At 60.5% G+C, this 24,114-nt stretch carries 23 protein-coding genes and 1 tRNA gene; 9 read left to right on the top strand and 15 right to left on the bottom strand.

Annotation, left to right across the window (positions count from 1 at the left end; genetic code table 11):
- Nucleotides 1-357 precede the first annotated feature (357 nt).
- Genes rfbA through rfbC form a run of 3 tightly spaced genes read right to left on the bottom strand, consistent with a single transcriptional unit; the run spans nucleotide 358 to nucleotide 2,716 of the window.
- On the bottom strand, nucleotides 358-1,224 hold the full coding sequence (rfbA, locus tag ACP7E6_RS08060) for a glucose-1-phosphate thymidylyltransferase RfbA (protein ID WP_426229187.1): 867 nt from the start codon (nucleotides 1,222-1,224) through the stop codon (nucleotides 358-360).
- On the bottom strand, nucleotides 1,221-2,126 hold the full coding sequence (rfbD, locus tag ACP7E6_RS08055; protein ID WP_426229186.1) for a dTDP-4-dehydrorhamnose reductase: 906 nt from the start codon (nucleotides 2,124-2,126) through the stop codon (nucleotides 1,221-1,223). The genes rfbA and rfbD overlap by 4 nt, the downstream gene beginning before the upstream one ends.
- A gap of 17 nt (nucleotides 2,127-2,143) precedes the next feature.
- Entirely contained in the window at nucleotides 2,144-2,716 is a 573-nt protein-coding gene (gene rfbC / locus ACP7E6_RS08050) for a dTDP-4-dehydrorhamnose 3,5-epimerase (protein WP_426229185.1), read from the bottom strand.
- Nucleotides 2,717-2,903: 187 nt separating this feature from the next.
- On the opposite strand from rfbC, the gene ACP7E6_RS08045 reads away from it, so the two are divergent.
- Nucleotides 2,904-4,838 (top strand): glycosyltransferase family 2 protein, encoded by a 1,935-nt coding sequence (locus ACP7E6_RS08045; RefSeq protein ID WP_426229184.1) that lies wholly within the window; start codon nucleotides 2,904-2,906, stop codon nucleotides 4,836-4,838.
- A 43-nt stretch (nucleotides 4,839-4,881) separates the two neighbouring features.
- Here the strand turns inward: ACP7E6_RS08045 and rfbB are convergent, their stop codons facing one another.
- Entirely contained in the window at nucleotides 4,882-5,943 is a 1,062-nt protein-coding gene (rfbB, locus tag ACP7E6_RS08040) for a dTDP-glucose 4,6-dehydratase (protein ID WP_426229183.1), read from the bottom strand.
- 132 nt (nucleotides 5,944-6,075) lie between these two features.
- Here rfbB and ACP7E6_RS08035 point away from each other — a divergent pair, with 132 nt between their 5' ends.
- Nucleotides 6,076-6,231 (top strand): hypothetical protein, encoded by a 156-nt coding sequence (locus ACP7E6_RS08035; RefSeq protein ID WP_426229182.1) that lies wholly within the window; start codon nucleotides 6,076-6,078, stop codon nucleotides 6,229-6,231.
- 167 nt (nucleotides 6,232-6,398) lie between these two features.
- Nucleotides 6,399-7,292, top strand: coding sequence for a hypothetical protein (locus ACP7E6_RS08030; RefSeq protein WP_426229181.1), 894 nt, complete (start codon nucleotides 6,399-6,401; stop codon nucleotides 7,290-7,292).
- Between the two features lie 26 nt (nucleotides 7,293-7,318).
- Here ACP7E6_RS08030 and ACP7E6_RS08025 read toward each other — a convergent pair whose 3' ends face one another.
- From ACP7E6_RS08025 to ACP7E6_RS07990, 8 genes are all read right to left on the bottom strand, one after another.
- The gene (locus ACP7E6_RS08025; RefSeq protein ID WP_426229446.1) at nucleotides 7,319-8,293 is read right to left on the bottom strand and encodes a capsular biosynthesis protein; all 975 of its coding nucleotides are present in this window, start codon (nucleotides 8,291-8,293) and stop codon (nucleotides 7,319-7,321) included.
- 204 nt (nucleotides 8,294-8,497) lie between these two features.
- Complete coding sequence (locus ACP7E6_RS08020) at nucleotides 8,498-9,256, bottom strand: FadR/GntR family transcriptional regulator (protein WP_426229180.1); 759 nt, start codon at nucleotides 9,254-9,256, stop codon at nucleotides 8,498-8,500.
- A 5-nt stretch (nucleotides 9,257-9,261) separates the two neighbouring features.
- Nucleotides 9,262-10,365 carry a four-carbon acid sugar kinase family protein gene (locus ACP7E6_RS08015; protein ID WP_426229179.1) on the bottom strand — a complete coding sequence of 368 codons (1,104 nt, stop codon included), beginning with the start codon at nucleotides 10,363-10,365 and terminating at the stop codon, nucleotides 9,262-9,264.
- A complete protein-coding gene (locus ACP7E6_RS08010; protein WP_426229178.1) occupies nucleotides 10,362-11,354 on the bottom strand; it encodes an ABC transporter ATP-binding protein in 993 nt (330 codons plus the stop codon). Before ACP7E6_RS08010 ends, ACP7E6_RS08015 begins: the two co-directional genes overlap by 4 nt.
- Nucleotides 11,354-12,388, bottom strand: coding sequence for an ABC transporter ATP-binding protein (locus ACP7E6_RS08005; RefSeq protein ID WP_426229177.1), 1,035 nt, complete (start codon nucleotides 12,386-12,388; stop codon nucleotides 11,354-11,356). The genes ACP7E6_RS08010 and ACP7E6_RS08005 overlap by 1 nt, the downstream gene beginning before the upstream one ends.
- Nucleotides 12,388-13,347, bottom strand: a complete 960-nt coding sequence (locus tag ACP7E6_RS08000; protein WP_426229176.1) for an ABC transporter permease — start codon at nucleotides 13,345-13,347, stop codon at nucleotides 12,388-12,390. Before ACP7E6_RS08000 ends, ACP7E6_RS08005 begins: the two co-directional genes overlap by 1 nt.
- 2 nt (nucleotides 13,348-13,349) lie before the next feature.
- Entirely contained in the window at nucleotides 13,350-14,306 is a 957-nt protein-coding gene (locus ACP7E6_RS07995; RefSeq protein WP_113316195.1) for an ABC transporter permease, read from the bottom strand.
- Nucleotides 14,307-14,449: 143 nt separating this feature from the next.
- Nucleotides 14,450-16,102 (bottom strand): ABC transporter substrate-binding protein, encoded by a 1,653-nt coding sequence (locus ACP7E6_RS07990; protein ID WP_426229175.1) that lies wholly within the window; start codon nucleotides 16,100-16,102, stop codon nucleotides 14,450-14,452.
- 292 nt (nucleotides 16,103-16,394) lie between these two features.
- Between ACP7E6_RS07990 and ACP7E6_RS07985 the strand changes: the two genes are divergently transcribed.
- From ACP7E6_RS07985 to pdxA, 4 genes are all read left to right on the top strand, one after another.
- Nucleotides 16,395-17,300, top strand: coding sequence for a dihydrodipicolinate synthase family protein (locus tag ACP7E6_RS07985; RefSeq protein ID WP_426229174.1), 906 nt, complete (start codon nucleotides 16,395-16,397; stop codon nucleotides 17,298-17,300).
- 12 nt (nucleotides 17,301-17,312) lie between these two features.
- A complete protein-coding gene (locus ACP7E6_RS07980; protein WP_426229173.1) occupies nucleotides 17,313-18,515 on the top strand; it encodes a sialidase family protein in 1,203 nt (400 codons plus the stop codon).
- Between the two features lie 434 nt (nucleotides 18,516-18,949).
- Nucleotides 18,950-20,083 (top strand): iron-containing alcohol dehydrogenase, encoded by a 1,134-nt coding sequence (locus tag ACP7E6_RS07975; RefSeq protein ID WP_426229172.1) that lies wholly within the window; start codon nucleotides 18,950-18,952, stop codon nucleotides 20,081-20,083.
- 61 nt (nucleotides 20,084-20,144) lie between these two features.
- Entirely contained in the window at nucleotides 20,145-21,128 is a 984-nt protein-coding gene (gene pdxA, locus ACP7E6_RS07970) for a 4-hydroxythreonine-4-phosphate dehydrogenase PdxA (protein WP_426229171.1), read from the top strand.
- A gap of 12 nt (nucleotides 21,129-21,140) precedes the next feature.
- Here pdxA and ACP7E6_RS07965 read toward each other — a convergent pair whose 3' ends face one another.
- The 3 genes from ACP7E6_RS07965 to ACP7E6_RS07955 all read right to left on the bottom strand — a co-directional run bounded on the left by ACP7E6_RS07965 (nucleotide 21,141) and on the right by ACP7E6_RS07955 (nucleotide 22,074).
- A complete protein-coding gene (locus tag ACP7E6_RS07965) occupies nucleotides 21,141-21,401 on the bottom strand; it encodes a hypothetical protein (RefSeq protein WP_426229170.1) in 261 nt (86 codons plus the stop codon).
- Nucleotides 21,402-21,635: 234 nt separating this feature from the next.
- On the bottom strand, nucleotides 21,636-21,818 hold the full coding sequence (locus tag ACP7E6_RS07960; protein WP_426229169.1) for a hypothetical protein: 183 nt from the start codon (nucleotides 21,816-21,818) through the stop codon (nucleotides 21,636-21,638).
- Nucleotides 21,819-21,999: 181 nt separating this feature from the next.
- A tRNA-Thr gene (locus ACP7E6_RS07955) sits at nucleotides 22,000-22,074 on the bottom strand.
- A 158-nt stretch (nucleotides 22,075-22,232) separates the two neighbouring features.
- Here ACP7E6_RS07955 and ACP7E6_RS07950 point away from each other — a divergent pair.
- Nucleotides 22,233-22,481, top strand: coding sequence for a hypothetical protein (locus ACP7E6_RS07950; RefSeq protein ID WP_426229168.1), 249 nt, complete (start codon nucleotides 22,233-22,235; stop codon nucleotides 22,479-22,481).
- Between the two features lie 261 nt (nucleotides 22,482-22,742).
- Nucleotides 22,743-24,035, top strand: a complete 1,293-nt coding sequence (gene murA / locus ACP7E6_RS07945) for a UDP-N-acetylglucosamine 1-carboxyvinyltransferase (RefSeq protein WP_426229167.1) — start codon at nucleotides 22,743-22,745, stop codon at nucleotides 24,033-24,035.
- Nucleotides 24,036-24,114: the final 79 nt, after the last annotated feature.

Genomic DNA, 24,114 nt, shown 5'->3' with positions numbered 1-24,114 from the left:
AGTTTACGCTTCAAACGAATAGGGACACGGTTTCGCTGGCGTTTGCCGCCGCCCTGAGACTGCAGCCATTTTGAGGGATCGACAGTGGCACGCCTTCTACGAGCGTGAACGCCGAAACTTGCGAGAACGGCACATTCTCGAAACCGTCTCCCAACCCGTGAACAGCGGCGTAGCTCTGTGCGACACATCCCCGGCCATGTTCAAAAGGAAAGCAGCCTGCCGCCTGCTGGATTTGGGCCAACCGGTCAAGCCAAGTGCCCGCGTTCCCTATAGACTTGCCATCGTCCGGAGCGACCAAAACGCTGGAATATGACGTCTAAAACGCGACGATGGTGCCGACCACCGATCTCGAGGGACTCAATCCTCGGCCAGCCTCAGCAGGTATTTGCCGTAGGCGGTCTTGGAATATAGGTTTCCATACTCGATCAGCTTGTCGCGGGAGATCCAGTCGTTGAGATAGGCGATTTCCTCGATGCAGGCCACGCTGGTGCCCTGGCGGTGCTGGATCGTGCGGACAAATTCTGCTGCCTCAAGCAGGCTGTCATGTGTTCCGGTGTCGAGCCAGGCATAGCCGCGCGACATGCGTTCGACGAAGAGGCTTCCCGATTCCATATAGAGGCGATTGATATCGGTGATTTCATATTCGCCGCGCGCCGAGGGCTTCAGGTTGCGGGCATAGTCTACAACCTTGTTGTCGTAGAAATAGAGACCGGTCACCGCCATGCTGGATTTCGGCTTTGCCGGCTTTTCCTCGAGCGAAAGCGCTTTTCCCGTCGCGTCGAGTTCGACAACGCCGTAACGCTCCGGATCGGTAACTTCATAGGCAAACACGGTTGCACCGATCTTGCGCTCGCGCGCGTTCGCCAAAAGCTCGCTGATGCCAGCGCCGAAGAAAATGTTGTCACCCAGGACCAGCGCGACATGATCACTGCCGATGAAATCTGCTCCGATCGTGAAGGCTTGCGCCAGGCCATCGGGGCTTGGCTGCTCCGCATAGGAAATATTGAGCCCCCAGCGTGAGCCGTCCTCGAAAAGGCGCCGGTAGTTTTCAATATATTCCGGCGAGGAAATGATCAGGATATCGCGGATATTCGCCAGCATCAGCACCGAAAGCGGGTAGTATATCATCGGTTTGTCGTAGATCGGGATCAACTGCTTGTTGACGGCAAGCGTTGCCGGATGAAGTCGCGTTCCGGACCCCCCGGCAAGGATAATACCCTTCATAAAGTTGTCTCCGCATAATTGTTTTCTCTCTGGTCAATCTCGGCCAATGTCTCCGCAAGTGCGGCAGTCCAAGGGCGGGGGCGGATGGCGTAGTCTTCCACGAGTTTCTTTGTATCCAGCACAGAATTGGCCGGGCGCTTGGCCGGGGTGGGGTAGTCAGCTGTGGTGATGCCCTCGACATCCGGCGCAGGATGACCGGCCGATGAGCGCTGACGGAAGATTTCGCGTGCGAAACCGCACCATGTCACCGGTCCGTCATTCGAGAAATGATAGGTGCCTGTGGGCGCGTTCGGGTTCCCGATCATGCGCAGCGCCATCGTCGCCAGCGTGGCGGCGATATCGCCAGCTGCAGTAGGGCAACCGTACTGGTCGTCAACGACGCGTAGCAGCGGCCGGTCCGCTGCCAGCCGTAACATCGTCTTGACGAAATTGTTGCCGTGCGAAGAGAAGACCCAGGATGTCCGCAGGATGACATGACGCGGGTTTCCAGTGCGAACGGCCAGCTCACCTGCGGCTTTTGAAGCGCCATAGGCACCGGCCGGATGGATTGGATCGTCCTCGTGATACGCGCCGGCCTTCGAACCGTCGAACACATAATCCGTGGAAACATGCAGCATGGGAATAGCTGCCTTCCGGGTCGCGGCGGCGATGGCAGCGGGGCCAAGGACATTGACCGTCCACGCTGCCAGCCAATCGCTCTCAGCCTTATCGACCGCAGTATAGGCTGCAGGATTGATGACGGCATCAAACCCGCCGTCAACAATGAAAGCCTCGACCGCAGCCGGATCGGTAAGATCCAGCATGTGCCGCGAGGGGGCCACAATCTCAACGCCGGCGGGCCAGGGGAACAAGGAAAGCGCACGGCCGACCTGTCCAGTCCCGCCCGTCACAAGAATCCGCATGCTGCGAGCTCCCTCTGTCATATTTCGTGCAGCTGGAGCGGCTCGCCATCATAGGCGAACGGACTGTCGAACGCGGAGAGCAGAGGCTGTTTTTCGTCCTTGGGGCTGAGGAGCGGCTCGACGCCATCCGCAAGAGGCCAATCGATATTGACCTGCTGGTCATTCCAGGCAATCCCGCCGTCGTTGGCCGGCGCGTAGAAATCCGTCACCTTGTAGGTCACTTCCGTCGATGGCTCCAGCGTCAGAAACCCGTGCGCGAAACCAATCGGGATATAGAGCTGCCGGCCGTTCTGCGCCGACAGTTCGGCTCCGACCCATTTCCCGTAGGTTGGCGATCCGCGCCTTACATCGACGGCTACATCGAATATCTTTCCGCGGATGCAGCGGACGAGCTTTGCCTGACCATAGGGAGGCGTCTGGAAGTGTAGTCCTCTCAAGGTTCCCACGGGGACCGACAGGGAGTGATTGTCCTGCACGAACTCATCCGCAATGCCGATATCCGAAAATTTCTTCGTGCTGTAAACCTCGGTAAACCACCCGCGATCATCGCCGAATCGCTTCGGATTGATCAGCATAACTTTCGATGACATATGCAAACCCTGTTTAAACTGCTTTTGCTGGAGTAAGCCGGGAACCGGTCGATGCTTGATTGCGATGTGTATCTGCCTGTGCCAGATATGCATCCGCCCGAGCCCGCACTTCACCGTGACCGGCAGCCTCGTACCGGGAAGCGTATATATTGAAATGACCGGCAACGGAAGGTCGGAATACGGCGGCATGACACAGGACGCGAACGGCCATTTTGTTGTTCTTGATGGCGATGATGCCGGCCGTGTTGCTGGCTACCCGATCATCATGGATATCGCCGACCCGCAGAGAGTTCTGGGGTTCACCGCAACTGTTTGCCTGCATAGACGAGATCGATTTCCGGCCCTTCTCACCCGTCCCATACTCCTGGATGACAGGGGACGAGGGCGCTTTTATGGGTGGATGCCGGTCAGCTTACACACACTTTCGGTTCAGCCAAATCGGCCCGCCCCGGCAACGGCAGCGCTGCCGGTTATCCGTGTCCGCCGGATATCCTACGCCAGGCTGGCAGCACTTATTGCACGAAACGCGCCGCTTGCTGCGTTTCGTGCGCTACGGCTGCTTCTCGTGGGAAACGTCAAGGGCTTCGAATACCGCTTCGCCCGGTTTTACGATGCCCTCAACGCGCCATCCTATCCGGCGTGGATCAAGGCTGTGTCGGAGGCGGCGCCCTCTGGTCCAGCGTTTCCCCGGGCGCTGGGGCCGCCCGTCTTCGTCACGATTGCCGGGGCCGATCCTTCGCAAGTCGCTTCAACGCGACGGTCTGTCGCACAGCAAACCTATCCACATGTTCAGGAGGTTCCGGCCGAAGAAGCGTATGCGTCCGGCGTAAAAACGAACGAGGCCGCCTACTGGATGCGGCTCCCGGCCGGGATGCTGCTGGATAAAGCTGCGATCGCGCATCTGATGCAGCCTCTCATCGCCGATCCGATGCTTGCAGCCGCTTATTGCGACGAAGACCGGATTGATGCACGTGGCCGGTGTTTCCAGCCATTCTTCAAGCCGGCATGGAACCCACCACTTGCAGAAACCGGTTGGCTGGCGCCGGACGGGGCGCTCATTCGATTGGACGCTTTGAAAGAGCTCACCGATCTTGCTGGAACCGCATCGGGCCTGCTCTTGATTGAAGCTTCGCGGCATGGCCAAATCGCGCATGTGCCGCGCGTGCTCCTGCACCGCTCCGTTGCAAGGCTGCCCGCCCAACCTTCCCGGCCGAAAACTCCTCGGCTGGAGACCAAGGTCAGCGTCATCATTCCGACTCGTGACCGCGCCGATCTGCTTTCGGTCTGCCTCCATGGACTTTTCAACGAAACGCGCGCCGACGATCTCGACGTAATCGTGATTGACAATGAGAGCCGGGAACCCGAAACCGAGGCTCTTTTTGAGCGATACGCCGCCGATCGCCGCTTGCGGCGAATTCCCATGCCCGGTCCCTTCAACTTCTCCAAGGCCTGCAATCTGGGTGTCGCTCAGGCCCGTTATGAGTTGACCCTGCTGTTGAACAATGATGTCAACCCGATCGAGCCGGGATGGCTGGATCAGATGGTGGCGGAACTCGACGAGCCGCGCGTGGGAGCGGTGGGAGCCTTTCTGCTTTTCCCGGACGGCTATGCCCAGCACGCGGGCGTCACGCTCGGTTCCGGGTCGGTCGCGCGCCACAGTTTTCATTTCCGTCATCCCCGCGCTGGAGAAGATTGCGGCCTGATGGCCCAGCGGCAGGAAATGAGCGCGGTCACGGGGGCCAGCCTGCTTACACGCCAAAGCCTATGGCAGCGGGTGGGGGGGATGAACGAAGAGCAACTCGCCGTCGCTTTCAACGATGTTGATTATTGTCTGAGACTGCGGGAAATCGGCAAAGCCATCCTGTGGACCCCGCATGCCCGGTTGATCCATCACGAATCCGTGTCGCGCGGTGGCGACAACACGCCGGAAAAACTCGCCCGTTTCGCAAACGAGGAGCGGTACATGCACGAACGGTGGGGCGATGCCCTGCGCAACGACCCGTTCTACAATCCCAATCTGTCGCTGACCGCTGCAGATTGGACGCTCAGTGCGGCCCCGTCCAATCTCTCTGCGAGGCTGCCAAGCCTGCCGTCATTGTTCTCGAACAAGGCAGCGGGCTGACGCATATCAGGGGCGGCGAACACCATTGCCGTAGTTGGAGAGCCTATCCCGATTTGCCGGATTTCAGCAGCCCCAGGCGGCTGCCGTCGTAGCCCTTGCGCAGGGGCGCCCACCACCATTCGTTTTCGAGATACCACTTCACGGTCTTCTCGATGCCCGTGTCGAAATTTTCCTGGGCTTTCCAGCCGAGTTCGGTTTCGAGCTTCGTCGCATCGATGGCATAGCGCGCATCGTGTCCCGGACGGTCCTGTACGTAGGTAATCAGGCTCTCATGCGGACGGCCTGAAGGATGCAGTTCGTTCATCAGCGCGCAAATGCGCTCGACCACGTCGATATTGCGGCGCTCGTTGCGTCCGCCGACATTGTAAGTCTCGCCGATCCGGCCGCGCTCGGCGACGATATCCAGCGCGCGTGCATGGTCTTCAACGAACAGCCAGTCGCGGATATTGGCGCCGGTGCCGTAAACCGGCAGCGGTTTGCCTTCGAGTGCGCTGATGATGACCAGCGGAATGAGTTTTTCGGGAAAGTGGAACGGCCCGTAATTGTTCGAGCAGTTCGAGACCACGATCGGCATGCCATAGGTGCGTGTCCACGCCTTGGCCAAATGATCGGACGCAGCCTTGGAGGCGGAATAGGGCGAGCTCGGGTCGTAAGGCGTGGTTTCTTCGAAAAGACCGTCATCTCCGAGCGAACCGTAAACTTCGTCCGTCGAGACGTGTAGAAAGCGAAAGGCCTCCTTCTCGGCCGCCGCAAGCGACTGCCAATAGGCACGGGCGCATTCCAGCATGGTGAATGTACCCAGCACGTTGGTCTCGACGAAATCACGGGCACCGGTAATCGAGCGGTCTACGTGACTTTCCGCGGCGAGATGCATGATGCGGTCCGGCTTAAAGCTGGCAAGCGCCTGCGAAATTGCCTGCCCATCGCAAATGTCGGCCTTCAGGAACCGGTAAAGCGGATTTCCTTCCACGGCCTGCAGCGATGTCAGCGTTCCTGCGTAGGTCAGCTTGTCGACGTTGAGGACCTCATATCCCTTTTCGAGAATGAGGTAACGCACCACAGCAGACCCGATGAAGCCGGCACCACCAGTCACCAATACGCGCATCGGTAATCCTCCACTTGCGTCCGTCAATAAGGGACACTGATTCGATATGATGGACAGTAATATTCGTCAGGTCCCCATCCGGCAACATTGCTGTAGCCCGGAGTTTGAGCTTCCTGCAACTGTGAGGAGGGAATGTTTTGGCCACAGGCGGTCAGTTCGAACGTCGTCAGCTTTGACACAGGTACGGGTGCATCCTATTGCAAGGACCATGACGAGCGTATGGCCGATATCAGCCGTGCGGCAATGAGCGAAAGCAAGGGCCTGCAAGAATGCGTGACGGCTGGTTGAGACGGATATTCGCGCAGGCCTTGCCGACGCCGCAGCTTCGCGCAGGTGCAACCGGCGGCCCCCGCACGGCTGTTCGTCGCATCATCCTTATCGGACGTCATCCGAACCCGACATCCGACTACTATTTTGCCGCTCGCCTTGCAGCCCCCGGCATGCCTCCACACCAAATGGTGGATATCAAGAGCAATGATTTCAGCAGTCTTGATGCAGAGGGAGCCTTCGTCATTCTCTGCCGGTATGCTTCAGCCACTGCGTTGAAATGGATCGAGCAGGAGCGTTCAAAGCTTGCCGGGGTCGGTTTGTTTCTGGATGACGATATCCCCGGTATCGTAACCGGCCGGGAAGCAGCTATCGGTTATCGAGTGTCGCTTCTGTTGCTGGGACTTATGCCGTTGCGGCGTCTCAACCGGCATCTCGATATCGTATGGGCCTCGACGCCGAGGCTCGCTGACCGCTTGAAGAGCGCGAATGCGCGCGTTCTGCCGCCTGCTCCCCCCGCAAGCCTGTGGAATGTTCCGCACCCGAACGCCTCCGGCCACGAGGATCAGTTGCTGATCGCCTATCACGCCACGGCCATTCACGTGGATGAACACCGTTTCCTCCAACCGATTATCAAGGACGTACTAGCGGCCCGGCCGCACGCTCGCTTCGAGGTCTTCGCCGGTAAGGCTTCCGCATATCTCTGGCAGGGAATGGACCGTGTCATATTCCGCCAGCAGGTTTCCTGGTCTGACTACCTTGCCGAAGCATTGACGCGGCGGATTGACATCATGCTGGTGCCACTCGGCTCCTCCCGCGTTAATGACTGCCGTTCTGCAACCAAAAGAATAGATGTGGCGCGGGCGGGCGCAGCGGGGATATTTTCGATATCCGAAGCCTATGGATCCGCAGACGATAGCGGCGAAATCAGGCTTCCGCTCGATGCAACGGTGTGGCGGAATACACTTATCACCCTGATCGATGAACCAGCAAAGAGACGGGCGGCAGCGCAGGCAACACGCGATATCGTGGCGCGTATGTCACTGCAAGCCCAAGCGGGGCTCGGGCTCAATCCATCGTAAGCGACAGCGTTGTCCAAGCGGCTCGTCTATTTCCGGGATGTCATTTCCTCGACAAGCAGATCGATCGCCTGCAGCACGTGGATCGGTTGCCAGGTCGCCGGATTCCTGTAGGAGGGATAGACGGAAAAGACCACTTCAACAAGCTCGTCGATCGTCGGGCGTGCCGTACGCCTTTGGGCAATAGCCGCCTTTGCGGCTTGGCTTACAGTGTCCTGCGTCAGCCCCCACCCGGCATAAAACGGTGCCGCATAGCAGCGCACTGGCAGACCGCGCAGCAATGCGTCCAGACCGAACTGGCTGGAAACCGTCCAGACCTCGTCTACCACGTCAAGGATCGAGGCGACCGAGACCTGATCGCCGACGAAGACGACGCCGGGTGTGCTGGCGGCGAGTTCCGTCAGGTAGCCCTTGCGATAGCCGGCCATGACGTCCGGGTGGGTCCGCACCAGGCATTGACCGCCGCTTGCAACCGCATCGCGCAGCATCTGCTCGAACGACGCGGCATTCCCGAGCGCCCGTCCAACCGAGACATCGCCGACCACCTGATCAACGAGCAGAAGCCGACGTCGCGTGCTGGCGGCTATGTTCGGGACCTTGTGCGGCAAGTGATTGTATTTTGTGAGCTTATGCTCGACCAAACGCTCACGGATTGTCTTGCCGCAGGCCGCATCGCGCGGACGGGTGGGGTCGCCAATCAGGAGTTCCAAACGGGAGGCAATGCCGGCATCGACCGGCAAGCCAAGATCGTCGGCGATGATCGACAAGGGGATGGATCCGCTTTTGCCCAGTCCAACGGAGCGCAAAAAGCCGTCTTCCAGGTTCCAGTGCGGCAGGCCGCGTAAACGGGCAATCCCTATTGCCGTCTTGGCAGGCAGGCGTCCGCCCCAGGATACTATGCCCTTGATTCCCGGCGAGAGCGTTGTGCCCATTTCAGCCAGATCGAAATAATGATGCAACCAAGGAAATGCCTGGCGAACGAAGAACGTCGCGCCGAGTGGCATCTGTGCGGGAGGAAACCATGGTTTTCCCGGAATTAGAGGAAGCTCCACTCTGGCACCGCCTTCTCGCTGGCTGTTTTCCCGATGCATTGAAGGGATCAAACGGCATCTACAAGAACTGTGTTGCCGAAGTCCAGATCAATCAGGGGCAGAGACAGCCTAAGATGATGCAGCCATGGGGGCAGCGCGGCTTGTGGCGAGCTCCGCTCAAAAAGACAGATCCAGAACGCGGTCTTCGAACAGCCGGTTGCGGGAGCCTTCGAGGTGGAGCCGCATGGCTTTCTGGGCGTCTTCGGCGCGGCCGTCGGCAATCGCCCGATAGATGGCGTTGTGCTCCTCGAAGACCTTTTCCAGGCCGAGGCGCGGGCCCATCAATGAAAGGCCGTGCAAATGCATGCCAACGGCGATGTGTGGCTTCAGCGCTTCGATGGAGGCAGTGTAGTAATGATTGTTGGCCGCCTCGGTGACGCTGCGATGGAAAACGAAGTCGGCATCGGTGCGATGCAACTGATGGCTGGTTGCTTCGCGCAGGTCGGCAAGGGCGGAGGCGATCTTCTGGATAGCGGCTTCGTCGCGCCGCTGGGCGGCAAAGAAGGCGGCGACCGGCTCGATCGTCAGGCGGAACTCATAGCAGCGCTGGATATCGGCAATTGTCTTGACCGGTGAATAAGCGAGATGCGTGGCCGGAGATGCCTGGGCGCTGACGAAGGTGCCGGCCCCCTGGCGCGAATAGACCATGCCTTCCTCGCGCAAGCGCCCCAGTGCATCGCGCACGATCGGACGGGAAACGCCCATGATCGATGCCAGCTCGTGTTCGCCCGGCAATCGGGAGTCCGGCGGATAATTGCCGGAGCGGATGCGTTCGCGCAACTGGTCGAAGACGCGATCGACCAGCCGCACGGATTTGACGCGCTCTGGTTTGGCGTTTGGGCCGGGCTCTTCGATTGCGGGGGCATCCTGCGCCATTTTCTTCACCACGCCTGTTTTTCGATCCTTGTCCTATGGGACGGTTTTTGACTTAGCAGATTCTCCGGCACGAGTTTTAGCAAAGAATCGATGGTACCGAAGCCCCCGGATTTGACCGCACAGCAGATTGTCCGCCCGTCCGGGCTTTCGATCTGAAACCACGGAATGCCCGCTTCGATCTCGCCATTGGGAGACAGCACGCTGGCGCCAAGCGCTTTCAGAATCGCAAGTGCGGTATCGCCGCCGCCCATCATCAGCATGTCGGGCCGGATTTGCTCGACCACCTGCCGGATGCCGTCGGCAAAGCGGGAAACGACGTGTTCGGGGCTTTCTATCTCCCCGCCGGAACACCGCGCTACGGCAGGAAGTCCGTGGACCTCCTCTGCCGACAATTCGCCGGCGGGAGCATCCACAATGGCCACAAGCTGTCGGTGTTCGGCGAGATGTTCGATCTGGGCCGATGTGATGGGATCGCGCGATCCGAAAGCAAACAAGGTTTGCGTGGATGGCGGGAATGACGGGCGAAGGGCAGGTGGCCTCGCCAGCGAACGGGCAAAGGCGCTGCCAAGACCGCGCGCGCCGACGGCGACTGTGGTGGACCAGTCGGTCCTCCCAACCAGATCATCCAGATCGGCATCGGTGCTGGCGTCGTAAACATCGATCGCCAACATATCAGCGGGAAAAACAGTGCGGATTGGCAGCGGCGTCTCGACACCTCTACCAGTGACGGCGCCATCGATGGTGAAACGATGTTGATCCGGAATGGCCGGCGCAATGATGATCCGGCTACTGCCGGTAATTTCGGCAAGCGCCATGCTCTCGGCAGCGACATTGCCCTTGAGCCGTGAATCGATCTTCTTGAACAGGATCGACGGTCTTGCTGTGCCCAGCGCGGCAAGAGCTGCCTGGATCTGCTGGGCGGCTGCCCCGGCGGAAAGAGCCCGTGATGCCGTGTTGATCACGAGGACGTCCGGGTCGCGCGCGAGTGCCTCCGCCACGGCTTCGACGTCGATTGCCACCGTCACCGTCAGGCCGACCTCGACAAAGGGCGTGCCGGTATCAAGCGCCCCCGTCAGGTCGTCGGCAATGATGGCGACTTGCAGCGTCATCCGGACAGGCCCTCCGTCACCGCGTGACAGGCGACCATATGGCCGGGGCGGGCTTCACGCCATTCCGGCACCACCTTGCCGCAGACTTCCATGGCGATCGGGCAGCGGGTGTGGAAACGGCAACCGGCAGGCGGCGACAGCGGGCTAGGCACATCGCCCTGCAGGATCTGCCGCTTGCGGCTGCGCTCATGGGCAGGGTCCGCCTCCGGCACTGCCGAGAGCAGCGCCTTGGTGTAGGGATGCAGCGGGTGTTCGAACAGTTCCTCGCGGGTCGCAAGCTCGGCGAGACGGCCGAGATACATGACGCCGACGCGGTCGCTGATATGGCGGACGACAGCGAGATCATGGGCGATGAACAGATAGGTCAGTCCGTATTTTTGCTGCAGGTCGAGCAACAGGTTGATGATCTGCGCCTGCACGGAAACGTCGAGCGCCGAGATCGCTTCGTCGCAGACGATGAATTTCGGCTGGCAGGCGAGCGCCCGGGCGATCGCCACGCGCTGGCGCTGGCCGCCGGACAGTTCATGCGGATAGCGGGAGGCAAAGCGCGGCGGCAGGCCGACATCGGCCAGCAGCGTGGCGATCCGGTCCTTCAGCTCGGCCTTGGTGGCAAGCTTGTGAAACAGGATCGGCTCCCCGACGGCTTCGCCTATCGTCATGCGCGGGTTGAGCGTCGAATAGGGGTCCTGGAAGACGATCTGCAATTGGCGGCGATAGGGCCGCATCGCCTTTTCGTCGAGCTCGACGATATTCTTGCCCTGATAGATCACCTTGCCTTCGGTCGCCCGGTGCAGGTTGAGCAGGGTGAAGCCGGTGGTGGACTTGCCGCAGCCGGATTCGCCAACGAGGCTCAGCGTCTCGCCTTCGAATATATCGAAATTGACATCGTCCAGCGCATGCACGGTTGCGGCGCGCTCGCCAAAGGCACCGAGCCGGACGTGAAAATGCTTCACCAGATGTTCGATGCGCATCAGTGGTTGGGCAGCCATCATGCAGCCTCCAGTTTTCTTTGGGCAACGAAGCAGGCAACGCGGTGGGCACCGCCGTGGCTCAGGCCTTCCAGTGCCGGGACACGCTCACGACAGATCGCTTCCGCGAGCGGACAGCGTGGCGCGAACGGACAACCCTTTGGACGGCGGCCGGGTTCGGGTGGGGTGCCGCCGATCGAGCTGAGGCGCGTCGAGCGCTCGTCGGACAGTTTCGGGATCGAGGCGAGCAGCCCTTGCGTATAGGGATGGCTCGGATTGGCAAACAGCGCATCGACCGGCGCGTCTTCGACCACGGTGCCGGCATAGAGCACGTTGATCCGATCGACGAGACCGGCAATCAGCGCCAGGTCATGGGTGATCCAGACGACGGACATGCCGAGCTTGTCGCGCAGATCTTTCACCAGATCGACGATTTGCGCCTGGATCGTCACATCGAGCGCGGTCGTCGGCTCGTCGGCGATCAGGAGCTGCGGATTGCAGGCAAGGCCGATGGCGATCATCACGCGCTGGCGCATGCCGCCGGAGAGTTCATGCGGATAGGCGTCGAGACGATCCTCGGCGCCGGGAATGCCGACCAGCTTCAAGAGCTCGCCGGCCCGCTTGCGCGCCTCTGCCTTCGACATGCCGCGATGATAAATGAGCGGTTCGGCCAGCTGCTGGCCAATGCGCATCACCGGATTGAGCGAGGTCATCGGGTCCTGGAAGATGAAGCCGACCTCGCCGCCGCGCACCTTGCGCAGTTCGGAATTCGACATTGTCTGCAGGTCGCGGCCGGCAAAATTGGCTTGCCCCTTGGTGACCCGGATCTTGTTGGGCAAAAGCCGCATCATGCTCAGCATCGTCAGGCTCTTGCCGCAACCGGATTCGCCGACGATGCCCAGCGTCTCGCCCTTGTCGACATGCAGGTCGATGCCATCGACGATGGTGGCCGGACCGTTGCGGGTTTCGATCTCGATGGTCAGGCCCTTGACGTCGAGCAGGCGCTCGCTGGCCCTGGCCGATGGTTCTTGGCGGATATCGCTTGCCATCATCATCACTTCGCTCCGCGCGGATTGAGGGCATCGTTGAGGCCGTCACCGAGGAAGGAGAAGGCGACGGAGGCAAGGCCGAGAACGGCGGCGGGCGCGGCCAGCAGATGCGGATAATGCTGCCAGACGCGCAGGCCGTCCGAGATCATGTTGCCCCAGCTGGGCGTTGGCGGGTTGACGCCGACGCCGAGGAACGAAAAGGCGCTCTCCAGAACCATGGCGGTGCCGAGGCCGGCGCTGACTGCCACGATCAGTGGGCCAAGGGCATTCGGCACGACATAGCGCATCAGGATGATGCGGTTGGTCAGCCCCAGCGCCTGGGCGGCGGTGATGTAGGGGCGAGAGCGGATCGACAGCACTTGCGCACGCACAAGGCGGGCATAGGGCGGCCAGGAGATCAGCGCCATCGAGCCGAAGACCAGCAAGAAATCGACCCAGATGGTTTCTCGGTAGACCGGGTTGAGCGTCGCCAGATAGCGGGCTTCCATCCAGCCGGTGATCGGCGATTTCAGCGAGGCATTGATGACGACGACGAGCAGAAGGTTGGGGATCGACATGGTCATGTCGGTCAGCCACATGACGATCCGGTCCAGCCAGCCGCCGAAGAAACCGGCGAGGGCGCCGAGCGTCACGCCGATCAGAACGGCAATGAAGGTGACAACGATCGCCACCAGAAAGGCGGTGCGCGTGCCGTAGACGACGCGGCTGAAGACATCGCGGCCGAGATCGTCGGTGCCGAACAGATGCGACAAAGACGGGGCCATGTTGCGCGAATTCAAATCCTGGCTGAGAAAGTCGTAAGGCGTCAGATACGGACCGAACACTGCCGCGAAGGCAAGGATGACGACGATGACGAGACCGAAGACGGCGAGCCTGTTGCGGCGCAGCCGGTGCCAGGCGTCACGCCAGAGGCTGACGGGCGGTTCGATCTCGATGGGGGTAGTGGTCATGGGAACGACGGACATGGTCAGCGGCTCCTTCTTGTGTCGTTGGCGCGGGGATCGAGCAGCGGATAGAGCACATCGACCAAAAGGTTGGAGATCATCACCAGGAACGAGCCGATCAGCGTGATGGCCAGAATGACGGGGTAATCGGTATTGGTCAGCGCCTGAACGGTGAGGCGGCCAAGACCCGGCAGGCCGAAAACCAGCTCGACGAAGATCGCCCCATTGACGATGGTGATCATGATCAGGCCAAGCTGGGTGACAACGGGGGTCAGCACCGGGCGCAGGATATGGCGCAGCGCGACGATGACTTCCGGAACGCCCTTGGCACGGGCGGTGCGGACGAAATCCTCGGAAAGAACTTCAATCACTGCGGCGCGCGTCTGGCGCACGATCAGCGCGATCGGCTGGAAGGAGAGAACGAGCAGCGGCAGTATGATCCGCACGTCGAAGATACCACCCCAGCCATAGGGCACGGCGGAACCGGGCAGGATCATGATCAGCATCACCATCAGCATCGGGCCGGCGACATAAGCGGGGATCGCCCAGAGAAACAGCGCCGAGCCAAGAATGGCATAGTCGGTGCGGGTATTCTGGTTGAGTGCGGCGATCAGCCCGAGCGGAATGGCAACGACCGCGGTCAGGATGACGGAACAGAGCGCCAGCTTGAAGGAAACCGGGGCGGCAGCAGAGATCATTGCCCAGACGGACCGTCCGGAGCTCAGCGAATTGCCGAAATTGCCATGCAGCAGGTTCCAGATATAGCTGCCGAACTGGACAAGGAAGGGCCGGTTGAGGCCCGCACTTTCGCGGATCGCCTCGATGCGTTCCGGATTATAGGCGACGTCGCCCGGTGCACGCAGAAAAATCAGCTTGATCGGGTCGCCGGCGCCGAAATAGGCCAGCGCATAGACGCCGAGCATGACGAGAAGGACGGATGGAATCCAGACGACGAAACGGGTCGCGATGTAACGCAGCATGGCAGTCTCCCACCCTTGGTTTCAGAAGATGATGCTTGAAGCCTTGCCCTGCGGCAAAGGTCCGCAATCATATTCCAGCAATGGCAATCTGTGCGGAAGCGGCTTCCGCCTCCGCACAGCAGATATCGAGTATGGCAATTGCCTCAAGCGACCGAGATGTCCCAGGGGGCCACGACCTGCCAGTCGAGATTCTTGTCCATCCCGGACACCTTGTCGGTGGCCCAACGGGACATCGCCTGCGCATACCAGGGGATGAAGCTCCAGTCCTCGCGGAAGGCCTTCTGCGCTTCGAGCGCCAGTGCCACACGCTGCGGATCGTCCACCGACTTGGTGGCGGCTTCTGCGAGCAGGCTGTCGACCTTGTCGTTCTTGTAGCCGCCCAGCTTGTTCTGCGCGTTCGAAGAGGTCGAGGCGATGGAACCGGCGAGATAGGACACGGCATCGGGAACGCGGGTGCCGACGTCGTCGCGGAAGATCTGCACCGCGTTCTGGTCGGGGCCTGCATAGGCATCCTGCTGCGGCTTCATATCGACCGCGGTAATGCCGAGGTTCTGGCGCCACTGTTCGGCGATGAACTGGGCGGCAGCCTCGATCGCCGGGCCGGAAATGCCGACGAACAGCAGTTTTGGCAGACGTTCAGGGCCACCATAGGTCGATTCAGCCAGAAGTTTCTTGGCGCCTTCCGGGTCGTATGGATAGGGCTCGAAGCCGGAACTATCGGCGCCGGGTACGGAGTTGATGACCTGATCGGTCTTCTTGTGCGGACCATCCGGGAACGACGCCTTCATCAGGCCGTCGCGATCGACAGCCATGATCAACGCCTGGCGAACCTTTGGATCGTCCATCGGTGCACGCGCCGAATTGAACCAGAAATGCTGGCTGGTCGGGATTAGCGGGCCTTCGGCGAAGCTGGCGCCGAGATCCTGCACGATGGTCGAAGTGACAAGCTCCGTATGGGCATTGTATTCGCCGGACTTCAACAGCGACGTCGCGGTGACGTTGTCTTCGATCGAGTCGATCTCGATACGCGCCAGTTTCGGCTTCGGGCCGAAGAAGTTCTCATTAGGCTCGAACACCAGCTTGCCGGCGTCGAGATCGATGCTGGTCAGCTTGAATGGACCGGAATAGACGGCATCGCTGGTCGGCATGTACCAGTCGGCGATTTCCTCGCCGTCTTCGCCGCGCGACTGCGAAGCCTTGGTGATCGGCGCGATATGGTTGCCCAGCCGCATGAAGAAGATCGGATCGGCTTCCGACAGGGTGACGACAACCGTGCCTTCGTCCGGCGTGGCGATGCCGGAAATTTCCTTGGCCTTGCCGGCGCCGACATCAGCATAGCCTGCGACCTTGCTCAGCACCTGGTCGGCGCGCTGGTTCTTGGTGTTCGGCATGGCCGAGACGTTCCAGGAACCCTTGACGTCCTCGGCAGTGATCTTGCTGCCATCGGAGAACACGGCCTTCGGGTCGATCTTGAAGGTCCATGTCTTGTTGTCGGCGTCCGGTTCCCAGCTTGTAAAGACGTAAGGGTGCAATTCGCCCTTACTGTCGAAATACATCGGCGCTGCCCACCAGGCGGAATTCCAGCGATATGGTACGCCGCCGCCGCGCAACGGCGACCAGTCCTGGTTGAAGGCAGGGTTCGCGACCTTGAGCACCTGGCCTTCCTGGGCCATGACGATGCGGGCGTTCAGGCCGAACAGGCCGAGGGCCACACTGGTGCCGAGGCCGAGTTTCAAGGCATCGCGGCGTGTGATCTGCGGCTGCGACGCGCCGGCTTCATTGCTCTGATTAGACATCCGATCCTCCAATAGATGCTGTCATCGCGCCCTCCTTCTGCCGGTTCCGGACAGCTTGCCGCGCCATGATGAAGCCGGACACTGGATCGTTATTGTAAATATGTCAACATTATTTCTTGGTTTATTCATTGCCCACCTTTTGCTTAAGTAAAAACCGATATTTATCAATATGATGGATTTTTGTTGAAATTTCCGGTGCCGATTTTTTCTTGACAACTTGTCATGATTGCGGAAGAAGCAGGAGAATGACGGCACCCAAAATGGCCGGATGCTCGCGGAGGAGTTTGCAAAAATGACGATTCACAGGATCACCGGCGTCTATAGCGCTGCCACGACGCCGCTCAATGCCGACGATACGCCCGATCTTGGCCTGTTCACCGCCCATTGCCAGCGCCTTCTCAGCGAAGGCTGTCACGGCGTGGCGTTGCTGGGCACGACCGGCGAGGCCAATTCGTTTTCGTCTGCCGAACGCCGCGCTATTCTCGAGGCGGCGCTGAAGGCGGGTATATCCGGCGATCAGCTGATGCCCGGGACCGGCGTTGCCGCCATTCCGGAGACGATCGAGCTGACGCGGCATGCGCTGTCCGTCGGTGTTCGCAGCGTCGTCATGCTGCCGCCGTTCTATTACAAGGGCGTATCGGACGATGGCCTGTTTGCCGCCTATGCCCGGATCATCGAAACGATCGCCGACGACCGGCTACAGGTCGTGCTCTATCACATTCCCCAGGTCTCCGGCATTCCGCTGACCCTGCCGCTGATCGGCCGCCTGATCGAGGCGTTTCCGGATACGGTGGTTGGTATCAAGGATTCGTTTGGCGATTTCGCCAATATGCAGGCGCTTCTCGCGGCGTTTCCAGGATTTTCCGTACTGGCCGGCGCCGATCCTCTGCTTTTGCCGCTGATCAAGGCAGGCGGCGCGGGCTGCATTACCGCGACCTCCAATCTGGTCGCAAACTCCCTGCGCACCGTCTACGATCATGCCAACGATCCCGCTCGCGCAGCCGATGTCGAGGCGGCGCAGGCGCGCATCAATGCCTATCGCTCGCTGTCCAACTCCTACGTCCAGATCCCGACGATCAAGGCAATGGTCGGCCTCAAGAACAGCAATTCCGCCTGGGCGCGCCCGCGCCCGCCGCTGATGGCGCTGAGCGCTACCGACCAGGCGGATCTCGCCGTCAAGTTTGCGCAATTGCCATAAGGGGAGTGGATCATGACATCCGGTTCCGGCCTGAAACCTGAGCAAATCCCATCACTTATGAATGGCGCTATCCAGCCGCACGCGGCAGAAAAATATCGTTTCGACGCCTTCCTGCCATCGCCCTGCGTCCAGAACCATGCGGCCAATCTGGCTTTCCTTGCTGATGGCACGCTGACCTGTGTCTGGTTTGGCGGCACGATGGAGGGCATGGGTGACATCTCGATCTACATGTCGCGACTGCCGGCCGGTTCCAGCCACTGGTCGGATGCGGAAAAAATGTCGGACGATCCGCAGAAGTCCGAACAGAACCCCTTGATCTTCACGGCGCCGGATGGCGATGTCTGGCTGATCTTCACGTCGCAAACCTCTGGAAACCAGGACGGCGCCGTCGTCAAGCGGCGGATTTCCGCTGATGGCGGGCGCACATTCGGTCCCGTCGAAATCCTCTGCGACCGTCCGGGCACGTTCGTGCGTCAGCCCATCGTCGTCAACTCCAAGGGTGACTGGCTGCTGCCGGTGTTCCGCTGCATTGGCGCGCCCGGCCAGCGCTGGACGGGCGACGCCGATACGGCCGCCGTTCTGATCTCGCGCAATGCCGGATCCAGCTGGGATATGATCGATCTGCCCGGCAGCGTCGGTGCCGTCCATATGAACATCGTCCCGCGTGGCGACGGGCGATTGGTGGCCTTCTTCCGCAATCGCTTTGCTACGCATATCCTGCGCTCAGCATCGGAGGACGACGGCATGACGTGGACTGCGCCGGCGCCAACCGGGCTGCCCAACAACAATTCATCGATCCAGGCGGTTGCGCTCAAGGATGGCCGGATCGCGATCATCTACAATCATTCCAGTGCTTTGACATCCAGCGACCGGCGCCATTCTCTCTACGATGAGATCGAGGCGGAGGAGGGCGCGCCGGCCGAGCCGGCGGAGGCGGCGTCTGCTGCCGACGGCAGGCCGAAAGCGATTTGGGGTGTTTCCCGCGCGCCGATGAGCCTTGTCTCTTCCGGTGATGGCGGAGAGACCTTTGGCGATCCCGTTCACCTGGAAACCGGCGATGGCTATTGCCTCACCAACAATTCCAAGGACGCACTCAACCGCGAATATTCCTACCCGTCGATTGTCGAGGGGCCGGACGGAGCGCTCCATGTCGCCTACACCTATTATCGCCGGGCGATAAAATATGTGCGGCTGGAGCCCGGATACGGCTTTTAAGGTCTTGTTGCTGCGCGCAAATCCACGCTTTTCCACCGTTTGAGTGGAAAATACATGTGTTGCAGCCGCGAAAAATCGAGCGCTGTCCGAACGGGATTTGACAAATATGGTTGTGGGTCCGGAACTCACGCCAAATGGCGCGGGTTTCATGCGTCTGTTTACAAGGTGTCCACTCCATTTCGGTGCGCCTGTTGCTTGTCTCCCAATTTCGGTGAAGGAGAGATGCACTTCACAATTTCCTTCATAATACGATTTAAAACAATTACTTAATGGAAACTTAGCGTGTTCTGACTTCGCCAAATGGGACTGGAAAGGATAAAACAGCGCTTGTGTGCACCTTGGCTATTGCCAAGAAAGACAGTTTTATATAACAAATTTACATGTTGGTTGCTGTCCTCAATGGATGATGCGGCGAAAACAACGAGGACATGTCCATGACCAGTTTGAACGCGCCCATCACGATCGTCCGCCCGGATATCATCGAGTTCGGCGTCGGCGTGGCTGGAAAACTGGGAAAATGGGCGAAAGACCAGGGTTTTGCGCGCATTCTCGTCATCTCGGATGCGTTCAACGCATCGCGCGTCGGCATTCTGGAATTGCCGGGAGACGTCACTGTTTTTTCGGAGGTGAAGCCGGAGCCGGATACGGACAATCTGGACCTGGTGCTGGCCGCCGCCGATAAGGCGCAGGCCGATCTGATCGTCGGTTTTGGCGGCGGCAGTGCCATGGATCTGGCCAAGCTTGCCTCGGTCCTTTCCGGCTCCGGTCAAACGTTGCGCGATGTCGTCGGTGCGGGCAAGGTGGCCGCGCGCCGCCGGGCCGGACTGGCGCAGGTGCCGACCACGTCCGGGACCGGCAGCGAGGCCGGTATCCGCGCCCTGGTCACCGATCCGGCAACGCAGGCGAAACTGGCTGTCGAAAGCATCCACATGCTCGCCGATATCGCCGTCATCGATCCTGGCCTGACCTTTACCGTACCTGCAGCAACGACCGCCGCCACTGGCGTCGATGCGATGGCCCATTGTGTCGAGGCTTTCACCAACCGCAAGGCGCATCCGATGATCGACCTCTATGCGATCGAGGGCGTGCGTCTGGTCGGACGTTATCTTGGCCGCGCCGTTGCCGATGGTTCGGATGCCGAGGCGCGGGCGGGTCTGTCGCTCGCCTCGCTTTACGGCGGCTTTTGCCTCGGCCCGGTCAATACCGCCGGCGGCCATGCGCTGGCCTATCCCCTCGGCACGCGCTGGCATGTGGCGCATGGCGCCGCCAATGCGCTGATCTTTCCGCATGTGCTGGCGTTCAATACCCCGTCGGCTGCGGAAAAGACGGCGATGGTGATCGCAGCACTCGATCTCAAGGCCGGTGCCGACCAGGCCTCGGTCTTTGATGCCGCGTTTGGTTTCTGCGCTGGGCTGGGCATCGAGATGCGGCTCTCGGCACTCGGCGTGCCGGAGACGGATCTGGGCGTCATGGCCGACGACGCCTTTGCCATTCGCCGCCTGCTCGACAACAATCCGCGCGATCTCGCGCGCGACGACATTCTTTCGATCTATCAAGCCGCCTATTGACGCAACATGCCTGCGGCTCCGGATCGCAGCCACGGCCACAGCGCCGCATGGAGGACTGAACATGAGAACATCGCGCGTAGCCGTCACGCTGGGAGATCCGGCCGGCGTCGGTCCTGAGGTCATCGTCAAGGCTCTGGCGTCGCTACCGGAAACCGACAGGGCGAACTTCGTCGTCGTCGGCAATGTCGAGGCGCTGGAGCGGGCCAACCGGGTGACGGGAACGGAACTGCATTTTTCAGCGTCCCCCGCTGCAGGTACGATCGCCGTCGATGAGGTTGCGATCGATGCAGACCTGCCGGAGATCGGCAAGGTCAGCCCGGTCGCCGGCGATGCGTCGGTGCGCTACATCAAGCGCGCGGTCGAACTGGCGCTGTCCGGCGAAGTTGATTGCATCGTCACGGCGCCGATCAACAAGGAAGCGATGAACCTCGCCGGCCATCATTTCGATGGTCATACCGGCCTTCTTGCGCATCTCACCGGCTCCAAAAGTTCCTTCATGCTTCTGGCATCCGAACGATTGAACACGATCCACGTCTCCACGCACGTATCGCTGCGCACGGCGATCGAGCGGGCGACCGTCGAGCGGGTATTGGCAACGATCGAGGCGGGCCACCGGCATTTCCTGCGTCTCGGCCGCAAGGCCCGCATCGCGGTCGCGGGCATCAATCCGCATTGCGGCGAGGGCGGCCTGTTCGGCGATGAAGACACCAAGTTTCTGGCGCCGGCGGTCGAACTGGCGCAGGCCAGGGGCATCGATGTGGTCGGCCCGATTTCCGCCGACACCGTCTATGCCCGCGCCTATGGCGGCGCCTTCGATCTGGTCGTGGCGCAATATCACGACCAGGGACATATCCCGATCAAGCTGGTGGCGTTCGAGACCGCCGTCAACGTCTCCCTCGGCCTGCCGATCGACCGGGTGTCGGTCGATCACGGCACCGCCTTCGATATTGCCGGCACCGGCAAGGCCAACCATGTCAACATGCTGTCGGCGATCGACTATGCGCGGCTGGTCGCCCGTTCACCCAGGACCGTCGTCGCCTCGTGAGGCGATGAGAACTTAATTCTGGTCGAAAAAGTCGCTGCGGATCTCCCGCCGGATCAGCTTTAGCGAGCGGTCCGGCTGGATGACATAGGTCTCGTAGGCAACGCCTGTCACGGTGCGGAACGAATTGTGCACGAGACTGCCGATCGGCGATTTCGTCAGCTTGGTGCGCGGTTGGCCGCCATAGGTGATACTGCCGGGGATCGGTTCGACATCCGGCGTGGTGCAAGAGGCGAGCATCAGGGCAACGATACTCATTAAAATGACAGATTTCATTGGGCTCGCTCCGCAAGGACGCTCATTGCGACAATGTAGTGGGATCAGTGATGCATTCAAGACGTCTGGCCTATCGCCTGCAGGCGCCGCGCTTTCACTGAAAGGTAGAACGTGATCCTTGCACAAGCCACTTTTGTTGCGTCTGGTTTACAGTGGTGACATCTCCGGCCATCGCGAAAAGATTTTCAAGGGAGCTGAATCCCCCCATCCTCTGGTAGGCACACGATTATCCCCTCAATGCTTCGCGGTATCGGAGTTTGAGGCTGGAAATACGAAATGAAGCTGGCCTGACTTGATCGAGGCGCGCTCGATCAGAGCCCTGTGCTCTTCCCGCATGGCCTGCGACCGTTCCCTGAATGCGCGCGACCGCGCCAGAACTGCCTGCGTACGCGCCGTAATTTCATCAACATGGCTCATGTCTTACCTCAAAGGTTAGGTGGCCCAGCGATCGTGCCGTCCAGGAAATAACGGTCGCCCCGCCTGTAACGTTCCATTTGTTCGCTGTATGTTCTATTTTCGCTAAAAAGTCAAGGGAACACAAGCCATGAGCTTTTGCGTTCGTTCCAAATGCGAAAATCGACATAATATGAGAAAAAAGTGGTGCTGCTAGAGAGATTTGAACTCTCGGCCTCTCCCTTACCAAGGGAGTGCTCTACCCCTGAGCTATAGCAGCATCGTGCGGTCGGATCAGTGTTTGTCCGGCGCGAGCGAGGGCCTATTGCCATAGCTTGTTGCGGAGCGCAAGCCGCAAATCGAAGTTTTCATCGGATGGCGCACGCGAAAAACCTGGCACCCTTCCGGAGCGCTTGGTTTTGCGGTATCTGAGCGGTTATGCAAGATAACAACGATAAGACACGCAAAGATGCTGTAACCCCTGCTGCGGCTGGCAAGCTCGAACCGGGCCATCTCGAGCCGGGACACGAAGCCGAGCGGCAGGCCGAGGCGCGCCGCGAGCGGGCGGCGAAGACGCTGCGCGACAATCTTTTGCGGCGCAAGCAACAGGGACGGGCGCGGCGTGCCGGTGCCGCCGATGAAACATCTGGCCTGCCTGCCGCAAAAACGGACGAATCTGCGGAATAAACTGCACCAACACCATCGACCGGATCCGGGGGCGGGTCACGATGGTCGGCAATGTCATTCCCGCAAGCTTGATGCCTCGGCTGATCGGATGAAACATCGGGACGAGCCCAGTCACTATCCATGTTGCTGCTGCATCCACGTGGATGCGCATCCGGCATCGGTTCAATTTGCTTCTCATTTCACGGCGCATCCTTTATGGAGGCGCCAATCTCTTAAAGTTCGGACTATCAGGAAAGGCGGGCGGCGCCCGTAAGGTACCCTATGGATCGCATCAGAATTATTGGCGGCAACGAGCTGCGCGGCATCATCCCTATTTCCGGCGCCAAGAATGCAGCGCTGCCGCTCATGATCGCGTCGCTTTTGACCGATGACACGCTGACGCTCGAAAACGTGCCGCATCTGGCCGATGTCGAGCAGCTGATCCGCATCCTGGGCAATCATGGCGCCGACATTTCCGTCAATGGCCGCCGCGAGCGCCAGGGCGAAGGATATTCCCGTACCATTCATTTTACCTCGCGCAACATCGTCGATACGACCGCGCCTTACGAGCTGGTCTCGAAGATGCGCGCCAGCTTCTGGGTCATCGCGCCGCTTCTCGCCCGCGAAGGCAAGGCCCGCGTCTCGCTGCCAGGCGGCTGCGCCATCGGCACGCGGCCGGTCGATCTGTTCATCGAGGGCCTGACGGCGCTCGGCGCCAATATCGAGATCGACAGCGGCTATATCAATGCGACGGCGCCGAAGGGCGGCCTGGTCGGCGCGCGTTATGTCTTTCCGAAGGTTTCGGTTGGCGCCACCCATGTGATGATGATGGCGGCGACGCTCGCCAACGGCACGACGGTGATCGGCAATGCCGCGCGCGAGCCGGAAGTCGTCGATCTCGCCAACTGCCTCAATGCCATGGGCGCCAAGGTTAGCGGTGCCGGCACCTCGACGATCACCATCGAAGGCGTTACCTCGCTGTCAGGCGCACGCCACCGCGTCCTGCCGGACCGGATCGAGACCGGCACCTATGCCATGGCCGTTGCGATGACCGGCGGTGACGTCGTGCTCGAAGGCACCAATGCCAAGCTGCTTGATACGGCGATCGAAGCCATCCGCCGCGCCGGCGCCGAAATCACCGAAACCGAAAGCGGCCTTCGCGTCGTGCGCAACGGCGGCGGCATCAAGCCGGTGGATGTGGTGACGGATCCTTTCCCAGGCTTCCCGACCGACCTGCAGGCACAGTTCATGGGCCTGATGACCAAGGCATCCGGCACGTCGCACATCACCGAGACGATCTTTGAAAACCGTTTCATGCATGTGCAGGAATTGGCCCGCCTCGGCGCCAAGATCACGCTGTCTGGCCAGACGGCAAAGATCGAGGGCGTCGAGCGCCTGAAGGGTGCACCGGTCATGGCAACCGACCTGCGCGCCTCCGTATCGCTGGTTATCGCCGGTCTGGTGGCGGAAGGCGAGACGATGGTGTCGCGCGTCTATCACCTCGATCGCGGTTTCGAGCGCCTGGAAGAAAAGCTCAACAATTGCGGCGCCCAGGTGGAACGCGTCAGCGACTGATCCGACCCGTCGCATCCGGCCGGCAGTTGCGGATTCGATGCCGGCGTCCTATGTCCTGTGTGATGATGAGGGCAGCCGC

Origin of the sequence: Pararhizobium sp. DWP3-4 (assembly GCF_049898205.1) — a bacterium.
Classification (GTDB): domain Bacteria; phylum Pseudomonadota; class Alphaproteobacteria; order Rhizobiales; family Rhizobiaceae; genus Pararhizobium.
The sequence above is the reverse complement of the archived record's forward strand: the minus strand, read 5'-3'. Positions and strand labels throughout refer to the sequence as shown.